Source organism: Bacillus sp. KNSH39 (assembly GCF_052656585.1).
The window spans coordinates 1477983-1496017 of record NZ_JBQXYO010000001.1 but is presented as its reverse complement, the minus strand read 5'-3'; the positions used below and the strand labels follow the sequence as shown (position 1 = coordinate 1496017).

At 36.1% G+C, this 18035-nt stretch carries 16 protein-coding genes; 13 read left to right on the top strand and 3 right to left on the bottom strand.

Going from position 1 to position 18035, the window contains the following annotated elements; all coding sequences use genetic code 11:
- Positions 1–246 precede the first annotated feature (246 nt).
- Complete coding sequence (ppsA, locus tag ACUL40_RS07575; protein ID WP_000094181.1) at positions 247–2853, top strand: phosphoenolpyruvate synthase; 2607 nt, start codon at positions 247–249, stop codon at positions 2851–2853.
- A gap of 242 nt (positions 2854–3095) precedes the next feature.
- Positions 3096–5483: an immune inhibitor A domain-containing protein gene (locus tag ACUL40_RS07570; protein WP_000728990.1), complete on the top strand. Its 2388-nt coding sequence runs from the start codon at positions 3096–3098 to the stop codon at positions 5481–5483.
- Positions 5484–5586: 103 nt separating this feature from the next.
- Here the strand turns inward: ACUL40_RS07570 and ACUL40_RS07565 are convergent, their stop codons facing one another.
- Positions 5587–6204, bottom strand: a complete 618-nt coding sequence (locus ACUL40_RS07565; protein ID WP_001205505.1) for a TetR/AcrR family transcriptional regulator — start codon at positions 6202–6204, stop codon at positions 5587–5589.
- Between the two features lie 171 nt (positions 6205–6375).
- Between ACUL40_RS07565 and ACUL40_RS07560 the strand changes: the two genes are divergently transcribed.
- Complete coding sequence (locus ACUL40_RS07560; protein ID WP_000475839.1) at positions 6376–7557, top strand: YhgE/Pip domain-containing protein; 1182 nt, start codon at positions 6376–6378, stop codon at positions 7555–7557.
- A gap of 105 nt (positions 7558–7662) precedes the next feature.
- On the opposite strand, the gene ACUL40_RS07555 is transcribed toward ACUL40_RS07560, so the two are convergent.
- Positions 7663–8169 carry a GNAT family N-acetyltransferase gene (locus ACUL40_RS07555; protein ID WP_001139523.1) on the bottom strand — a complete coding sequence of 169 codons (507 nt, stop codon included), beginning with the start codon at positions 8167–8169 and terminating at the stop codon, positions 7663–7665.
- A 309-nt stretch (positions 8170–8478) separates the two neighbouring features.
- Here ACUL40_RS07555 and ACUL40_RS07550 point away from each other — a divergent pair, with 309 nt between their 5' ends.
- The 8 genes from ACUL40_RS07550 (at position 8479) to ACUL40_RS07515 (ending at position 15693) form a co-directional block, all read left to right on the top strand.
- On the top strand, positions 8479–8913 hold the full coding sequence (locus ACUL40_RS07550) for a ferritin-like domain-containing protein (protein WP_000282831.1): 435 nt from the start codon (positions 8479–8481) through the stop codon (positions 8911–8913).
- 216 nt (positions 8914–9129) lie between these two features.
- The gene (locus ACUL40_RS07545; RefSeq protein ID WP_000820297.1) at positions 9130–9594 is read left to right on the top strand and encodes a DUF2691 family protein; all 465 of its coding nucleotides are present in this window, start codon (positions 9130–9132) and stop codon (positions 9592–9594) included.
- Positions 9595–9617: 23 nt separating this feature from the next.
- Positions 9618–10133 carry a GNAT family N-acetyltransferase gene (locus ACUL40_RS07540; RefSeq protein WP_000440749.1) on the top strand — a complete coding sequence of 172 codons (516 nt, stop codon included), beginning with the start codon at positions 9618–9620 and terminating at the stop codon, positions 10131–10133.
- Positions 10134–11012, top strand: a complete 879-nt coding sequence (locus tag ACUL40_RS07535) for an aminoglycoside phosphotransferase family protein (RefSeq protein WP_063245351.1) — start codon at positions 10134–10136, stop codon at positions 11010–11012. It begins immediately after the preceding gene.
- A gap of 111 nt (positions 11013–11123) precedes the next feature.
- Positions 11124–12452, top strand: coding sequence for a YjiH family protein (locus tag ACUL40_RS07530; protein ID WP_445422838.1), 1329 nt, complete (start codon positions 11124–11126; stop codon positions 12450–12452).
- Positions 12453–12840: 388 nt separating this feature from the next.
- Positions 12841–13428: a GNAT family N-acetyltransferase gene (locus ACUL40_RS07525; RefSeq protein WP_000402585.1), complete on the top strand. Its 588-nt coding sequence runs from the start codon at positions 12841–12843 to the stop codon at positions 13426–13428.
- 329 nt (positions 13429–13757) lie between these two features.
- Positions 13758–14390, top strand: a complete 633-nt coding sequence (locus ACUL40_RS07520; protein ID WP_000662215.1) for a YdcF family protein — start codon at positions 13758–13760, stop codon at positions 14388–14390.
- A 154-nt stretch (positions 14391–14544) separates the two neighbouring features.
- The gene (locus tag ACUL40_RS07515) at positions 14545–15693 is read left to right on the top strand and encodes an acyl-CoA dehydrogenase family protein (protein WP_001218362.1); all 1149 of its coding nucleotides are present in this window, start codon (positions 14545–14547) and stop codon (positions 15691–15693) included.
- 215 nt (positions 15694–15908) lie between these two features.
- Here the strand turns inward: ACUL40_RS07515 and ACUL40_RS07510 are convergent, their stop codons facing one another.
- Positions 15909–16379 (bottom strand): DinB family protein, encoded by a 471-nt coding sequence (locus tag ACUL40_RS07510; RefSeq protein ID WP_000991272.1) that lies wholly within the window; start codon positions 16377–16379, stop codon positions 15909–15911.
- A gap of 69 nt (positions 16380–16448) precedes the next feature.
- Between ACUL40_RS07510 and ACUL40_RS07505 the strand changes: the two genes are divergently transcribed.
- Both ACUL40_RS07505 and ACUL40_RS07500 read left to right on the top strand, forming a co-directional pair.
- Positions 16449–17156, top strand: a complete 708-nt coding sequence (locus ACUL40_RS07505; RefSeq protein WP_445422839.1) for an ArsR/SmtB family transcription factor — start codon at positions 16449–16451, stop codon at positions 17154–17156.
- A 198-nt stretch (positions 17157–17354) separates the two neighbouring features.
- A complete protein-coding gene (locus ACUL40_RS07500) occupies positions 17355–18032 on the top strand; it encodes a copper homeostasis protein CutC (protein WP_000895119.1) in 678 nt (225 codons plus the stop codon).
- Positions 18033–18035 lie beyond the last annotated feature (3 nt).

The following is an 18035-nucleotide window of genomic DNA, read 5'->3' as shown; positions in this document are numbered from 1 at the left end:
AATATATATTTATATAAAAAACACATAACAAATGTCGATAGAAATCCATTATGTCTAATGATTGCTTTTCATAATAAAAGAATGTTTAAGTTTGGTGATGTAATTGAAGTGAATTAGAGGGGAAATAGAAGTGATGATCTCTTCCTAACTTAATTATATCATGTAATTTACGTTCGAAATAGACTGTTTCTTCTCATTTACTACTGTTACAATCAAGAACACATGAATAGTAAGGAGAGGTGCCAAATGAGTTCTTTCGTTCTCGATTTTCAGGAAATAGAAAAAACGCAGCTTTTTCTCGTTGGTGGAAAAGGATTGAATTTAGGGGAGTTATCCAATATTCAAGGGATACAAGTGCCAGAAGGGTTTTGTGTTACAACGGTAGGGTATGAACAGGCCATCGGAAAAAATGGAGCGTTTCAAACTTTATTGAATCAATTAGCAATGCTAAAAATTGAGGAACGAGATCGAATTGGTGAAATTAGTAAGCAGATTAGAGAAGTCATTATGGCGGTGGAAATTCCAGTTGATGTAGTGGAATCAGTAGCTCATTATCTCTCGCACTTTGGCGATGAACATGCATATGCAGTGCGTTCGAGTGCTACTGCTGAAGATTTACCGTATGCCTCGTTTGCTGGTCAACAAGATACGTATTTAAATGTTATTGGAAAAGAAAACATTTTGCAGCATATTAAAAAATGCTGGGCTTCTTTGTTTACAGATCGGGCGGTTATATACCGAATGCAAAACGGTTTTGATCATAATCAAGTTTCTATATGTGTTGTCATTCAAAAAATGGTTTTCCCTGAGGCTTCAGGGATTTTATTTACTGCGGATCCGATTACTTCGAATAGGAAGGTGTTGTCAATCGATGCCAGCTTTGGACTTGGCGAGGCGCTAGTATCTGGATTGGTTTCTGCCGATAATTATAAGGTAAAAGAAGACGAAATCGTCGAAAAGGTCATCGCAACGAAAAAATTAGCCATCTATGGACGAAAAGAAGGCGGAACAGAGAGAAAGAAAATTGCTCCTAATCAGCAAAAATTTCAAACACTTACTGAACAACAGATTTTACAACTAGCACGCATCGGAAGACAAATCGAAGCTTATTTTGGTTGTCCGCAAGATATTGAATGGTGCTTAGTTGATGATACAATTTATATAGTCCAAAGCAGACCGATTACGACTTTATATCCAATTCCAGAAGTAAATGATGGGGAAAATCACGTGTATATATCAGTTGGTCACCAACAAATGATGACCGATGCGATGAAACCATTAGGTTTATCTTTTTTCCTGTTAACGACTAGTGCACCTATGTGTAAAGCCGGAGGAAGACTATTTGTTGATGCTACGCAAAGACTAGCTTCACCTGCTAGCAGAGATTACTTAATAAACACTTTAGGTAAATCGGATCCGCTCATACGAGATGCATTAACGACTGTAATTGAGCGAGAGAATTTTATTAAATTGTTATCGGATGATGAAAAAGAAAAGGATCTTAGTAAAAATGTGCCACCTGCAAGTTCGCAACAACAACCTGAAAACGATCCGGAAATCGTTACGAATTTAATAAAGAATAGTGAATTATCAATAGAAGAATTAAAACGAAACATGCAAACGAAATCAGGGGTGGATGTACTTGATTTTATTTTAGAAGACATTCAGCAATTAAAGAAAGTATTATTTAACTCGCAAAGTATAGCTATCATTATGGCAGGTATGAATGCTTCATCATGGATTAATGAAAAGATGGAGCAGTGGCTAGGAGAAAAAAATGCAGCAGATGTACTTTCACAATCTGTACAACATAATATTACGTCAGAAATGGGGCTAGCGTTATTGGATGTGGCAGATGTGATTCGGCCGTATCCGGAAGTCATTGCGTATTTACAGCATGTAGAAGATGACAGCTTTTTAGATGAATTAATTCAGTTTAAAGGCGGGGAAAAAGTTCGGGATGCAATCGATGCTTTTCTAAATAAATATGGAATGAGATGCAGTGGAGAAATCGACATTACGAAAACGCGCTGGAGTGAACAGCCAGCTACAATTATACCGATGATTTTAAATCATATAAGAGACTTTGAATATGGTGCTAGTAAGCGGAAGTTTGAAGAAGGGCTGCAGGAAGCTTTGAAAAAAGAAAAAGAGTTGTTAGAGCGATTGCAGCACTTGCCGGATGGGGAACAAAAAGTAGAAGAGACGAAGAGAATGATTTGTAACCTCCGCAATTTCATCGGTTATCGTGAATATCCGAAATACGGCATGATTCATCGTTATTTCATATATAAGCAGGCATTACTGAAAGAAGCAGAGAAACTTGTGCAAAATAATGTTCTGAATGAAATAGAAGATATATACTATCTAACTTTTGAAGAACTTCACGAAGTCGTTCGCACAAATAAACTAGATTACAAGATTATTCATAAACAAAAAAATGCGTACAAATTATATGAAAAACTAACACCTCCGCGTGTTATCACGTCTGATGGAGAAATCATTACAGGTAAGTACAAACGCGAAAATCTCCCGGCTGAAGCAATTGTAGGTTTGCCTGTTTCTTCTGGAGTGGTTGAGGGGAGAGCACGCGTTATTTTAAACATGGAAGACGCGAATTTGGAAGATGGAGATATATTAGTTACGGCATTTACCGATCCTGGGTGGACACCTTTGTTTGTTTCTATAAAAGGGTTAGTCACTGAAGTCGGCGGGCTTATGACGCACGGAGCAGTGATTGCACGTGAGTATGGCCTGCCAGCAGTTGTTGGAGTAGAGAATGCTACGAAACTAATAAAAGACGGGCAACGAATTCGGGTACATGGAACAGAAGGATATATTGAAGTGTTGTAGTTGTATTTTAGATAAATAAAGAAATCGTCCACTAAATATAGTGGACGATTTCTTTATGATTTTAATAGTTTTATCAACTTTCATCAATATTTTCTGAAATATTGATGAATCAGAATGTATGTTCATCTAAAACAAAGGATTTTTTCAAAAATATTACAAATTCAGACAATGCATTGATAATTTTCTGAATTTTCCGTAATATATAAACGTTGTATCGTATTTAATATTGGGGAGGAATAGGGATGAAGAAAAAACCTTTTAAAGTGCTGTCTACGCTTGCGGCGGCAGCTGTGCTTAGTTGCACATTTGGGTATGGGGGTCAATCTGTTTATGCGGCAACGCCGTCTAATGGAGGAACTTTAAGTCCGATTGATGAAAATTTAATTCAAGAGGAGCGTTTAGCAGATGCGCTCAAGAAACGCGGTGTAATTAATGAATCTACGTCGAAAGAAGACACATTAAAAGCTGTTGAAAAATACGTAGAGAAGAAAAAAGGAGAAAATGCGGGAAAAGAACCAGCAGCGGGGGATAGTGTTACGAGAGAAGCGGCTGACTTTTTGAAAAAAGTTAAAGATGCAAAAGCAGATGAGAAAGAAAAAGCAGATCAACCTGCTAGTGGTCCAGTAGCGGGACAAGAGCCGGTTAAAGGGGGATTAAACGGCCAAGTACCAACTACTTCAGCGAAGCAAAAACAATATAACGGTGATGTTCGTAAAGATAAAGTTCTCGTATTGCTAGTAGAGTTTGCGGACTTTAAGCATAACAATATTGATCAAGTACCAGGTTATATGTATTCAAATGATTTTAATCCAGAACATTATCAAAAAATGTTATTTGGTAATGAGCCATTTACACTCTTTGATGGTTCAAAAGTACCAACATTTAAACAATATTATGAAGAGCAATCTGGTGGTAGTTATACAGTAGATGGCACAGTAACAAAGTGGTTGACAGTTCCTGGTAATGCGGCAGATTATGGCGCAGATGCAGGAGATGGCGGTCATGATAATATGGGACCAAAAGGACCTCGTGATTTTGTAAAAGAGGCATTAAATGCGGCTGTAGAAAGTGGTATTGATTTATCTGAATTTGACGAATACGATCAATATGACAATAATGGTGATGGCAATAAAAATGAACCAGATGGTCTGATTGATCACTTAATGGTCATTCACGCTGGAGTTGGGCAAGATGGGGGCGGTGGTAGACTAGGTGATGATGCAATTTGGTCACATCGTTGGCACCTTGGAACACCATATCCAATTGAAGGAACAAAAGCAAAAGTTGATAACTGGGGCGGTAAGATGGCAGCATACGACTACACAATTGAGCCAGAAGACGGAGCGGTTGGTGTATTCGCACATGAATTTGGTCATGATTTAGGTCTTCCAGATGAGTATGATACGAAGTACACAGGAGCAGGTGAGCCAATTAACTCCTGGTCTGTTATGAGTGGCGGTAGCTGGGCTGGTAAAATTGCAGGAACAACGCCACCGAGTTTCTCTCCGCAAAACAAAGAGTTCTTTCAAAAGAACATAGGTGGAAACTGGGCCAATATTGTAGAGGTTGACTATAATAAATTAAATCGTGGTATTGGCTATGCGACGTATTTAGATCAAAGTGTAACGAAATCAAATCGTCCTGGTCTGATTCGTGTTAACTTACCAGATAAAGAGGTGAAAGGTATTCAGCCTGCATTCGGTAAGAAGTACTACTATAGTACAAAAGGTGATAACCTTCATACAACATTAGAAACGCCAGTGTTTGATTTAACAAATGCAACAAATGCGAGGTTTGATTATAAATCAATGTATGAAATTGAAACGGATTATGACTTCCTTGAAGTACATGCAGTGAAAGAAGATGGTACGAAAACGTTAGTGGATCGAATTGGTGAAAAAAATGTGAAAAATGGTCTAGACACAACAGATGGTAAATGGGTAGATAAGTCTTATGACTTAAGCAAATTCAAAGGTCAAAAAGTAAAATTAGTATTCGAATACATTACAGATGGTGGTTTAGCGCCGACTGGTTTTACTTTTGATAATGCTACATTAACTGTAGATGGACATGTTGTGTTCTCTGATGATGCAGAAGGCGAAACGAAATTTAAATTAAATGGTTTTGTTGTAGCAGACGGTTTTGATAAGAAGAAGCATAACTACTATTTAGAGTGGAGAAACTATGCTGGTGCTGATCAAGCGTTAAAATATAGCAGTGGTGTACCATATAATACAGGTCTGCTAGTATGGTATGCAGACTCTAGCTTTACAGATAATTGGGTTGGTTTACATCCAGGTGAAGGTTTCTTAGGAGTTGTTGACTCTCACCCAGAGGCAATTGTTGGAACACTAAATGGCAAACCAACTGTTAAAAATAGTACACGATTCCAAATCGCAGATGCTGCGTTCTCCCTTAACCAAACGCCAGCATGGAAAGTGGTATCTCCAACACGTGGAACATATGATTACAAAGGATTACCAGGTGTAACGAAGTTTGATGACTCTAAATTGTATATAAATGATTTAATCCCAGATGCAGGACGTAAATTACCGAAATTTGGATTGAAATTTGAAGTAGTTGGACAAGCAGATGATAATTCTGCAGGTGCAGTTCGTTTATATCGTTAATAATGTAGAAGCTGTTGAAGGGGAGTCCTTTCAACAGCTTTTTTTACAGAAACATAAATTTCAAGTTATTAATAAAATAATAGAAATTACTAAGCAAGCGGGCTTATTTCTTTAAGCCAGCAGCATAAAAAGGTCCATGAACTGCGATTGTTGATAAAAAGCGAGCAATCTCCTCAGGTGTTTCTTTTTGTCCATTATTTAACCATTGTTGGATGACACCTATATGTGCAGATGCCATATAAGAAGTTAAATATTCGCTTGGAACAAGTAAATTCTCCTTATTAATGAGAGGACCATTCGTATCTTCAAATAATGTTTTCCACATAAAGTCTTTCAGTTTTGTTTGGAAAGATAAATCTCCTTTCGGACTTAGTACAGCTCTCATAAAATCACTATTTTCATTTAGAAATTCAAGAATAGAAGTGATAAGTATAAATGGCATTGTTGGAGAAGGATTTGATCCAAGGTCAGCAATAACTTCCGGGAATTTCTGTTTAGCAATGCTAGAAAACTCGTACATAATGTCTTCTTGGCATTTTGTCATTAAATCAAATTTATCTTGATAGTGCGCATAGAAAGTACCGCGATTAATGTTTGCTTTCGTTGTAATATCTTTCACTGTAATGGCGTCAAAACCTTTTTCTTCAATTAGCTCCACCAATGCATTTCGTATGGCAGTTTTCGTACGAACAACACGCAAATCTAAATTATTATCGCGCAAAGCATATCCCTCCTTAATTTTACTCAACACATTTGGAAAATGTGTCTTATAACCAACACATTCACGATTTTTGATTATTGTATAAGGTTCAACTCGAACATATAATTCAAAATATAAATAAACAACACGTTGTTGGTTATTATAGATCAAATTAAGGGAGGAGAAAAGAAAATGTTTAAAAATAAACTTTTATTTTTATCACCAGTTATTGCACTACTTGTTGTTTTTATTTTTTCATTAACGCTATTTCCAACTGTTCAACCGCAGCCGAAAAACTTGCCAATTGCAATTGTAAATGAGGATCAAGGTGTAGAAATTCCAAATCAACCGAAAATGAATATGGGGCAAACGATCGTTGATAACATGAAAAAAACAGCGAAATCAGAGGAAGAACCCGCAGTGGAGTGGGTAGAAGTAAAAAATAAAGAAGCCGTTCAAAAGGGATTAAACAATAAAGAGTATTACGCGGCATTAGTCATCCCGAAAGAATTTAGCGCAAAACAAGCGTCGTTACGAACACCACAGCCATCTTCACCTGAGATAGAAATATATATTAATCAAGGAATGAATACGGCTGCATCAACTATGGCAGAGCAAATATTACAGGCGATTGTTGATAATATGAACAATACTGTTCGTACACAAATATTAGAAGGGTTGAAAGCAAAAGGAGCTACTGTAACAACAGATCAAGCTGAGAAATTAGTAACACCTATTGTAAAGAACGTGAAAAATGTGAATGAGGTCGGCAAAAATAGTGCGAACGGTAACTCACCAATATCATTATTCCAGCCGTTATGGATTGCAAGTTTAGCTAGTGCAGCGATTATTTTTATTGCGATTAGTAAAATGCCAGTAAGCTCAAGAAAAGAAAACTTTCTGTTAAAAGTAAAACAAATCGTAACAGGAGCTATTGCGACACTTGTAATTGGGTTTGGTCTTACATGGATTGCAGATGGGATGGTAGGGTTAAATATTTCGAACTTCACGGATACAGCTCTATTCTTATCCATTACTTCTTTTAGTTTCTTCTTAATGATATCTGCAGTACTATCATTAGTTGGGCTAAAAGGAATCGGTTTATTCGCTTTATTACTATTCTTCGGGGCACCGTTATTATTATTAGCACCTGAGATGTTGTCTCCGTTTTATCAAGACTGGGTTTACTCATGGTTACCAATGAAATTTATGATTGAAGGCCTAAGAGAAATCTTCTTCTTCGGAAAAGGGTTAAGCTGGAATACACCTGTTACTGTACTCGTTTGGATTGGTATAGTAAGTATGGTTACTATATTAGCAACTGCACTCAAACGTAGTGTAGTAAAAGGGCATAAAACAGAATTGAACGCTTAAAAACAAGCCGTTTCACTAATTAGTGAAACGGCTTGTTTGTGATTTTTTCTCAATGTAAATGCCTGATTGTTGAAAAGTGTAGTGTTTAGAATTAAGGCGAAATCTTTAAAGATCGCGTACGTTCCAAACAATCTCACCACGTTCATCATCCCACGTACTGTGATGCCGCTTAAATCCTATCTTTTCTAGTACCCGGAGGGAAGCGATATTCCAAGCACCTACAGTCGACCAAAGTCTTTGGCGCCCAGTAGCAATCGCCGCGTCCAGTACAACAGATGCGGCCTCAGTCGCATAACCTTTACCATGAGCGCTGCGGAACAACTCGTATGCAATCTCCGGCTCTTCAAGTGTGGAACGACCGATAATTAAGCCACAGTACCCAATGAAATCGCCTTCGTCTCTCCTTCGAATAGTGAGAAGGGAAATACCATTTTCATCTGCCTTCTTGCGCATCTCAATAAGCCGGTTACGAACGGAATCAACGGCTGGAATGTCCACGCCACGTTCGCCAATTAATTTGCTCAGCCAAACGGAATCGGATTCCTCCCACATACTAAGCTCAAGTCTTTCGGTTTTCAGCTGGAAGGCCATAGTTTTAAATAAAGATGGCATAGTGGTACCTCCTAGTTATATGACTGGATTCATAATAGCTTCGCATCTCAACACCACATCTGGTTGGAAACCTGATTCATTCGCGAATTTATAGCAACAGCGTACAAAAAAATAGTGATATTTTATCCGCTATTTGCCGTGTAGTAAAATCCCCACTGATTATAGTTTCACTTTATGAATAAGCAATTCCTTTACAAAATAGACCCTTTTCTCAAACTTTTCTTTCATTCTAAAGCCGTCCCATTAAATACACAGGCTCCTACTATTTCTAAATGCATAAAATGTTAAGCGAAAGTATGGGGGGATATGATGTATAATTCAAATTATTATGATTGGTATAGGCAGAATGATAAATTGATTAGTGATATTGAAAAAGCTATAAATGGAGAGTATAGCGCCATAAGCTGCTATGCAAAATTAGCAAATATGGCTCCAAATCAAGTAGAACAAAAACAAATTCTTGAAATTCGTAATGATGAAATAAAGCATTTCCACAACTTTGTACAAATTTATACGAACTTAACTGGCAGGCAGCCGAAACCACAAATTACTGAAGACTGTCCGAATACGTATTTACAAGGATTAGAGTTTGCTATACAAGATGAACAAAAAACAGTAGATTTTTATTTGGAAATTTCAGATGAGACATCGGATGTACATTTGAAAGAGTTGTTACGGAGAATAGCTGCGGATGAACAAAATCATGCAGTATGGTTTTTATATTACTTCGTGAAGTCGAAGTGAACATTAAGAATGAACGACTGATGTGGTGCATATATTAAAAAATATTTTAAAACGTAGTGCAACAATTGAATGGAATATTTAAATGTAAGCAGAAGGAAACCGTTTCGCTAGTAGTGGAGCGGTTTTTTTATGATGTACTTATGTATCGACAAAATATAGTAATTACATTTCATATATAATGTATGAAACGAAAATGAATAAGTTAGGAGCAAGCATATGAAAAGAGGGCTTACAGTAGATATTCTAGATGGATATGATAATTTACTTTGGAAAGTATTAAAGCCAATTGATATTACTGTATTTGATTGGCGAGTGAGGGATGAGGAGTCCTACTTAATAGCACGTGGTGAATTGGATGAGGCATTATTTCCAGAAGAACCAAGTGTAGTGGAAGGGTTAGCGTTGAAAAAGTTAGTTAAAGACAACATATATTATCTTATTTTTGCAGATTTAAAAGCATATCCTAAAGGAGAAATAGCGATAGATATTGAAACATACGAAGAGTTTAAGGAAAGCAAGTGTGAGGTAGTTGTATTAGCGGTGGATGCTCAATACATACAAATTTATGCGAAAGATCAAAAATCGATTGAATTAATGTATGAAAACGCAGTGAATCAAGGATTTTATGTAGAATATATTACAGATGAAAATGATGGAAGGACTCGTTTGTCAGTATGGTAGCAATTTGAAAGGGGAAAGGCAATATGGAGAGAAATATAAGTAAAGAATATGCAATTCGAATTGCTACTGAAAATGAAAGTGATAGTATTATCCTTTTATTAAAAGAGGTAGCACAATGGCTACAATATAAAGAAGTGGATCAGTGGCAGTATCTTTTAGGAGAGGAAGCTACGGCTGAAATACTAGAATGTATAAGAGAGAAATATACATATGTTGTTCTGAAAGAAGCTGAAATAGTTGGTACGGTTACAGTTTCTCCTAAACAAAATGAATGGGATGAACATATTTTTGGTAAAGAGGAAGTTTCTAATTCATTATATATTCATAGATTTGCGGTGAAACGGAAGTATAAGGGAAATGGAATAGGAGAATGGATTTTACGGTGGGTAGAAGAGAATGTGCAATGTGATAAAGAGTATTTGAAGTTAGATTGCGTGGGGCATAATCGTACGTTGAATGATTTTTATAAGAAAAATAGTTTTGAATATGTTGGAAGTACGGATGGGCTTAGTAAGTTTCAAAAGAAAAGGAGAATGTGAATGCATCCAATTAACGTAAGTTTAGTTGAAAAGTTAATACAGGAACAGTTTCCTGAATGGGCCCATTTAGAAGTGAAACCTGTAAAGTTTAGTGGGTATGATAATAGGACGTTTCACTTAGGGGATGAGATGAGTGTAAGATTGCCAAGTGATGTGGCATATGCACCGCAAGTAGAGAAAGAAAATAGTTGGCTTCCTATATTAAATAAGGGGCTTTCTTTACCGATTTCTACCCCACTTGCGAAAGGAAATCCGTCTGAAGCGTATCCATTGCCTTGGTCTATTAATAAGTGGATAGAGGGAGAAACAGTTACGAAACAAAACGTTCGGGATTTAAATGAATTTGCGGCGGACTTAGGATCTTTTTTAGTAGAATTGCAATCTATTAATGCGAGTAACGGACCTTTAGCTGGAACACATAATTTTTACCGAGGCGGACTTATATCTGTATATGATGAAGAGGCGAGAGTTGCTATTGAAAATAATAAGGATGTTTTTGACGAGGCATTATTAAAACACCTTTGGAATGTAGCACTTAGTTCGACATGGGATCGTAAGCCAGTTTGGGTTCATGGAGATGTAGCGCCAGGGAATTTACTCGTTAAAGATGGAAAGCTTTGTGCTGTAATTGATTTTGGTATTTTAGGCGTAGGAGATCCTGCTTGTGATGCAGCGATGGCTTGGACGTTTTTTGATGAAAATAGTAGAAATGTATTTAAAGAAGTATTACGCATGGATGAAGAAACGTGGAATAGAGCGAGAGGATGGGCACTTTGGAAGGCGTTAATTACATATGATGCGAATAGGGATAGTAATGAAAAAGTAGCAGAAGAATCTTATCGTATCATTCAAGTGCTTGTGGATGATTATGAGAGGTAATAGAAAAGCCTATTTTAAAATAGGCTTTTTCATATGATTAAATAGTAGAAATGGAAAGAAGGAATACAACATTATTATACAGAATATTTAGATAATAGGAGGTGTCGAATTTTGAGTGAAATTGAATTAAAGAGTAATGTAATTAAGACAGGGCGAGAGAAGGGGATTATTCTTCGGTTTATACTTGCTAGTCTCGTTGGAGTGTTTATGTTTTTCGTTCCTGTTACGATAAACGGTGCATCGTCTATTATGATTGATCATATCGTATCGTGGATTAGGGCTTCGGTTCCTGGCATAGTACCTTATTATGCATTATTTGTTATGGCAATTGGTGCGATTTATCCATTTTATACGAAGAAATGGAATGCATCTATCGTAGACATTTGTTTTTCTATTTTAAAAGTAGTTGGCTTTGTTTTTGGCATATTATATTGTTTAAAAGTAGGACCAGATTGGTTCTTTGCGCCAGATGTTGGACCGTTTTTATATGAGAAGCTAGTCATATCAGTAAGTTTGCTCGTTCCAATTGGCTCGGCGTTTTTAGCGTTATTAGTCGGATATGGATTGCTTGAATTTATCGGTACATTTTGTCGTCCGATTATGAGGCCATTATGGAATACGCCGGGGAGATCGGCAATCGATGCAGTTGCGTCCTTCGTTGGAAGTTATTCGCTTGCTCTCCTTATTACGAATCGCGTGTATAAAGAAGGAAAGTATACGACAAAAGAAGCGGCGATTATCGCTACAGGATTTTCTACAGTATCCGCTACATTTATGATCATCATCGCAAAAACATTAGATATTATGCATTTATGGAATGTTTATTTTTGGACTACACTTGTTGTAACATTCATCGTGACTGCTATCACCGTAAGAATCCCACCCCTCAGTAGAAAACCAGATACATATGTAACAGAAGAAGGCTTCCCAGAGCCTGTTTATAAAGAGAAAATGTTGGAACGTGCTTGGGAAGATGCGTTAGAAGTATCAAAGTCTGCACCGAGCATTATGAAAAATATTGCAGTGAATTTAAAAGACGGATTTATTATGACAATGGGAATTTTACCATCCATTATGTCAGTAGGATTAATTGGTATCGTCTTAGCGAAGTTCACGCCAACATTTGATTGGATTAGTTATATTTTCTATCCGTTTACATGGCTATTACAATTACCAGAAGCAGACTTAGCTGCTAAAGCCGCATCAGTTGGCATTGCAGAAATGTTTTTACCGTCATTATTAGTAGTAAGTGCACCACTCGTGACAAAGTTTGTTATTGCAGTTGTTTCCGTATCATCTATTTTGTTTTTCTCCGCTTCCATTCCTTGTATATTATCAACAGATATTCCGTTAAAAGTATCTGAACTCATTATTTTATATGTGCAGAGAACGATTTTAACGTTGCTTATTATTACGCCGATTGCTTATTTGTTGCTTTGAAGTTTTAATAAGATAAAGTTAAACAAAAGAAGCCGTCTGTAAAAAGAGGGCTTCTTTTGTTTAAAAGCGGGATATTCTTATTTATTTTTCGTATATGACGTAACGCTTCTTAAGAAGATTCCTAGTCCTGCAAAAAAGAATCCTAAGCATAATAAGCTGCCTGGCGTTCCCCAAGTAATTTGATCTAGCATTTTTTATCCCCGCCCGTTTATCATTATATAGAATTTATTGGAAATTATCGAAAAATTCTTTTTTAATGATTACTGATGAGTCTTCCTACCTTATACGAGAAGAATATATTTGAAAAGAATTCTTTTCTTTATATTTTTTTATTCTTATAATGCGTTTTTGATTCTTATGATATAGTAACAACAAAGGGGGCTTAAAAATGGAAATTATTCACGAAAGAGCAAAGTTGCGGTTAATGGATAATACTGATGTCGAAACTTTGTTTTCGATTGTAGAAGGAAATCGGGATATTTGGGCGTATTTAATCTCTAAAATGGATAGTGTGCAAGATATGCAACAATACGTTCAAAAAGCGATAAAGGGTTACGGAAGAGGTACTCAAATACCTTTCATAGTCGTAGATCAACAGTCGAATAAGATTGTAGGAAGTACACGTTTATATAATATTTCAGTAGAAGATAAGACAGTTGAGTTAGGGCAAACGTGGTATCATCCGAGTGTGCAACGTACGAGTATAAATACAGAGTGTAAGTATATGCTTCTTCAGTATGCTTTTGAAAAATTGCATATGCTGAGAGTGCAAATTAAGACGGATGCAAGAAATGAAAAAGCACAACGAGCAATTGAACGGTTAGGCGCAGTAAAAGAGGGTGTGCTTCGAAATGAAAGAAAATTACCGAATGGTTATGTGAGAGATGCGGTGGTGTACAGTATTATCTCGAGTGAATGGCCAGGCGTAAAAGAACAATTGTTAGAAAAATTAGAGTTGTATAAAGAAAAGTTATAATTCGTGTTTTGAAAGGTATATTGTTCGTGAGATATGAAAAATATACCTTTTTTCTTACAAAATGCTACTTTATTTTAATTCCTTTTGTTTCATCGTTCCCTTCTGAGAAAAAATTCGTTACAATGTAGTTGTATGGTAATAAACTTATGAATTTAAAAAATGTAATGAAAACCGCAAATGAAAATGAATTGATAATCCTCAATTTTAAATGAAAACCCTTTTATACATAAATAACAAGTAAAGTTCCTTCTTTTAAATAAACTCAAACAAAACGATTTGATATAAATGTTTTTTATAGAAGTATGGATGATGTACGGAGGCAATTACAAATGAAAGAAAATAAGAAGAGTAAGAAAAGACGAATCTTTCAAGTATTTTTACTAATGATTTGTTCTGCTATTTTATATGTAAGTTATGCAGCTTACGATATTTGGAGTTATCGTTTTAAAGCAAATGATGACGTGAAAACGGATGCTGGTATCGTACTAGGAGCAGCTTCATGGAACGGAAAACCATCTCCTGTATTTAAAGAAAGAATTAATCATGCGATTTCTTTATATAAGAACGGAAATATTAAAAAGATTATTTTTACAGGTGGTACAAAGTTCGAGGCAGAACTTGAGGAAGCACGTACTGCAAGAGTATATGCAATGAAACAAGGTGTAAAAGAGGAAGATATTTTAATTGAAACTAAATCCCTTTTCACTGAAGAAAATTTAAAAAATGCGAAGCAAGTTGGAATAGAGAACGGCATACAAACATACACGATTGTAAGTGATCCACTTCATATGAAACGCGCAATGAGAATCGCAAAACATATTAATATTGAAGCGTATGCTTCACCAACGCCGACATCAGCATATAAAACGTTAGATACAGAAATACCATTCTTCTTTAAAGAATTATTCTCGTATATTGGATATGTAACCTCTTTGCCATTAAAAGCATTGAAGGGGGACTAATATAAGAAAAGGATCTATCCTTAAATAGGAACTTTTCTTATTAGTCAAAAACATTGTATTTTTATCGGAATAGTGAAACAATAGAGAGGTAGCTTCATATAATCATAATGACAAAATGAACGGTTTATGAATCGAGCATAAAGGAGATTATAGTATGGCACTCTCATTTGTTGAAACAGAAGAACAGTCTTTAATTATTGAGAAAATAAATAAATTGATTCCGAAGTTCATGGAAAGGGAGCATCAGCTAAGTGAATTAGGATCATTTCCGTATGAAAATATAAATGATTTGAAAGATATCGGATATACGAAATTAACGTTACCGAAGGAATTTGGTGGTAGTGCCATTTCTTTATATGACTTCGTTTTATTTCAAGAGAAAATCGCGGAAGGCTGTGGAGCTACTGCATTATCGATTGGCTGGCATCTTGGCATTGTGAAGGAGCTAGCGGAAAATCGCTCTTGGAATGATGAGATGTTCAAATGGTTTTGCGAAGAAGTACGTAATGGTGCGCTCTTTAACAGGGCAGCAACAGAACCGAAAACAGGGAGTCCGACGCGTGGCGGCAAACCAGAAACAATAGCGGTTCAACAAGGCGAGAAGTGGGTTATAAATGGAAGAAAAAATTTTACAACGATGGCGCCAGTACTTGATTATTTTATTATTTCAGCAAGTATGGAAGGCCGTGAAGAAGTTGGTGAGTTTGTTATTCCAAGAAATACACTCGGTGTATCTATTGAAGAAACGTGGGATAGCGTTGCAATGCGAGGGACTGCTAGCCACGACCTTGTCTTACAAAATGTAGAGATAGACAACCGCTTTTTTACGGATGTAAAAGGCGGGAAAGTGAAACAAAAGGGTATTGGCTGGTTGCTACATATACCAGCATGTTATTTAGGAATTGCACAATCAGCAAGAAATTATGCAGTTCAGTTTGCGGGATCATACAAACCAAATAGTTTAAACCATTCTATTAGTTTATTACCGAATGTTAGAAGATTAGTTGGAGAATTAGAACTCGAGCTTATGCAAGCTCGCGTCTTTTTATATCAAATTGCGAAAAAGTACGATGAGGCAGAAGATAAACTATCACTGCAAGCAGAATTAGCAGCTGTGAAATATGCTGTAACAAATGCGGCGATATCTATAGTGGATAAATCGATGCGCATCGTAGGAGCAAAAAGTTTATCAGAAAAAAATCCGCTCCATCGTTACTATTTAAACGTCAGAGCAGGACTGCATAATCCACCGATGGATGATGCAACATTGTCTATGCTGGCGGATGCGGCGTTTCGGTCGTGATTTTTGAAGTTTACATTTTATTGTTTATGGATATTATAGTTGTTTTGAAAGCACGGGTTTGATTAGTAATCAAACCCGTGCTTTTTATGTGTATGAAGTACTTAATGGAGATGTAGGTTTTTAATATAAATGATTATCATGGTGTTGTGATTGTTTCTTGTTGAAAAATTCTTATTGTAATGCCAGTTTGGAGGCTGTATAAACATTTTTCGTATTTAATCCCAAATTAAAGGTCTTTCCAAGTTAACCATTCGCAAATATTGTAAAAATTGACCCGCATGGACCGCATCATGATAGGCAATTCGTAATAGCATATCACCTAAATATCGTTGATAGCCAACATCGCTTCGATCAATAAGTCTTGAATCTAGCTCGGCTATGCTTATTGATTGAACATATTCTATGAAGTCAGTAAAGTGTGATTGTGCCAATTCAATTTCTTTTTTTACACAAGTAATTGGCTCGTCATCATACGGGGTACGTATGTCGTTTATTGAACCGTTGTTTTTTATAATCATATGATAGTAAAAAGTTGAGCTCCATACGTGACGAATCATTTCACCAAAGGACATAGCCTCAGGATCAGGCTTCCAATTAAGAAAATTATCGGGAAGAGAATTCCATAATTTTTCTGAGCGCCTTCTCGTTTCTTTTAAATTTAATATACTAAGATCAATTGCATTCATAATACATTCTCCTTTACTATTAAACTTAAAATAATTGTATCAATTTAATAGTTAGGGTATCATCGAAATATGAATGTATATCCGAATATCTCATATATAGCTAAACTAATTGCTGAACCTACAAGAGCAATCATCTTAGATTGTCTAATGAATAATCAGGCACTACCTGCTAGTGAATTGGCTTATATGGCAAAAGTGTCACATCCAACAATTAGTTCGCATCTTTCTAAATTAGTAGAAGGGAATTTACTTACAGTTGAACAACAGGGTAGACATCGTTACTATCGACTTGCTAATCAAGAAGTTGCAGAAGTGCTTGAAAAGTTAGGGACAATTGCACCAACAGTTCAAGTTCGCTCTTTAAAACAATCAAGCCAACTAAAACAAATTCGTTATGCTCGAACTTGTTATGATCATCTTGCAGGCAAACTCGGTGTAGAGATAACTGAAAAATTACTAGATAGGCAATTTATAATTTTAGAGGATGGAGAATACATTGTAACGGAACAAGGTAAGAAATGGTTTCTGAATTTTGGAATAAATGTTGATGAGGCAGATACAAAAAGGAGGGTATTTGCAAAACCTTGCCTTGATTGGAGTGAACGGCGTTACCATATTTCTGGTTGGTTAGGGTCTGCAATTGCAAAACTGCTTTTTGAACAGGGATGGATTACGAAAACGGATAAGAACCGAGCTGTCCATCTTACAAAGAAAGGTGTAAAGTTATTGGAAGATCAATTAGGCATTGATCTGAAAACTGAGGAAAGAAAAGCTTGAAATTAGAAAAATCCGTCAAAATGAAGGGCTTTTTTCATTATGGTAGGAGTGTACATGAATAATAGGATATTACCAATAATCGTTGCCAATAAAAAATCTTTCTTTTCATTCTTCTTTTTTAAGTTTTAAAGGAGAAAGCTAGGCTTCTTATTTTTACTAATGTTATAATAAGAAAAAAGCACGAAAAGAGGTCATCTCATGCTAGAGGTTATTGCAACATGTTTAGAAGATGTAAAACGAATTGAAAGTGCTGGCGGGAAGCGGATTGAATTAATTTCATCTTATACAGAAGGTGGTTTAACACCGAGTTATGCTTTTATAAAAAAAGCGGTAGAAGTGGTAAGTATACCAATTCATGTTATGATTCGTCCGCATGCGAAGTCTTTTACATATACGGAAGAAGAAATTGAAATGATGAAAGAAGATATTATAGTTGCACAGAAGTTAGGAGCAGCTGGGGTAGTATTAGGCGTATTAAACGAACGAAATGAAGTGGATGAAGAGAAATTAGCGGATTTACTATCTGTTGTAGATGGAATAAATGTAACGTACCACCGTGCGATAGATGATATAAAAAATCCAGTAGAAGCGATGAGCACTTTAAAGAAGTTTCATAAAGTGACTCACGTTTTAACTTCAGGTGGACAAGGAAATATAGTAGAGAATATTCCGGTGCTTACAGAAATGCAAAAGGTAAGTGATGGTCAAATTCAGCTTGTAGCTGGAGCTGGCGTGACGAAAGAAAATATAAAGCGATTGCTAGATGAAACTGGAATCACGCAGGCGCATGTCGGTACAGCGGTAAGAGAAGGAAAATCATGTTTTTCTGAAATAGATCCTAATTTAGTACAAGAATTAGTTGAAATAATAAAATAAGTG

Excerpts from the sequence above, each read along its gene's own strand:
- ACUL40_RS07515 (WP_001218362.1), top strand. The coding sequence starts at position 14,545 with ATGGCACTCTCATTTGTTGAAACAGAAGAACAGTCTTTAATTATTGAG.
- ACUL40_RS07510 (WP_000991272.1), bottom strand. The coding sequence starts at position 16,379 with ATGAATGCAATTGATCTTAGTATATTAAATTTAAAAGAAACGAGAAGG.
- ACUL40_RS07520 (WP_000662215.1), top strand. The coding sequence starts at position 13,758 with ATGAAAGAAAATAAGAAGAGTAAGAAAAGACGAATCTTTCAAGTATTT.
- ACUL40_RS07545 (WP_000820297.1), top strand. The coding sequence starts at position 9,130 with ATGAAAAGAGGGCTTACAGTAGATATTCTAGATGGATATGATAATTTA.
- ACUL40_RS07505 (WP_445422839.1), top strand. The coding sequence starts at position 16,449 with ATGAATGTATATCCGAATATCTCATATATAGCTAAACTAATTGCTGAA.
- ACUL40_RS07550 (WP_000282831.1), top strand. The coding sequence starts at position 8,479 with ATGTATAATTCAAATTATTATGATTGGTATAGGCAGAATGATAAATTG.
- ACUL40_RS07535 (WP_063245351.1), top strand. The coding sequence starts at position 10,134 with ATGCATCCAATTAACGTAAGTTTAGTTGAAAAGTTAATACAGGAACAG.
- ACUL40_RS07500 (WP_000895119.1), top strand. The coding sequence starts at position 17,355 with ATGCTAGAGGTTATTGCAACATGTTTAGAAGATGTAAAACGAATTGAA.
- ACUL40_RS07570 (WP_000728990.1), top strand. The coding sequence starts at position 3,096 with ATGAAGAAAAAACCTTTTAAAGTGCTGTCTACGCTTGCGGCGGCAGCT.
- ACUL40_RS07540 (WP_000440749.1), top strand. The coding sequence starts at position 9,618 with ATGGAGAGAAATATAAGTAAAGAATATGCAATTCGAATTGCTACTGAA.
- ACUL40_RS07525 (WP_000402585.1), top strand. The coding sequence starts at position 12,841 with ATGGAAATTATTCACGAAAGAGCAAAGTTGCGGTTAATGGATAATACT.
- ppsA (WP_000094181.1), top strand. The coding sequence starts at position 247 with ATGAGTTCTTTCGTTCTCGATTTTCAGGAAATAGAAAAAACGCAGCTT.
- ACUL40_RS07555 (WP_001139523.1), bottom strand. The coding sequence starts at position 8,169 with ATGCCATCTTTATTTAAAACTATGGCCTTCCAGCTGAAAACCGAAAGA.
- ACUL40_RS07560 (WP_000475839.1), top strand. The coding sequence starts at position 6,376 with ATGTTTAAAAATAAACTTTTATTTTTATCACCAGTTATTGCACTACTT.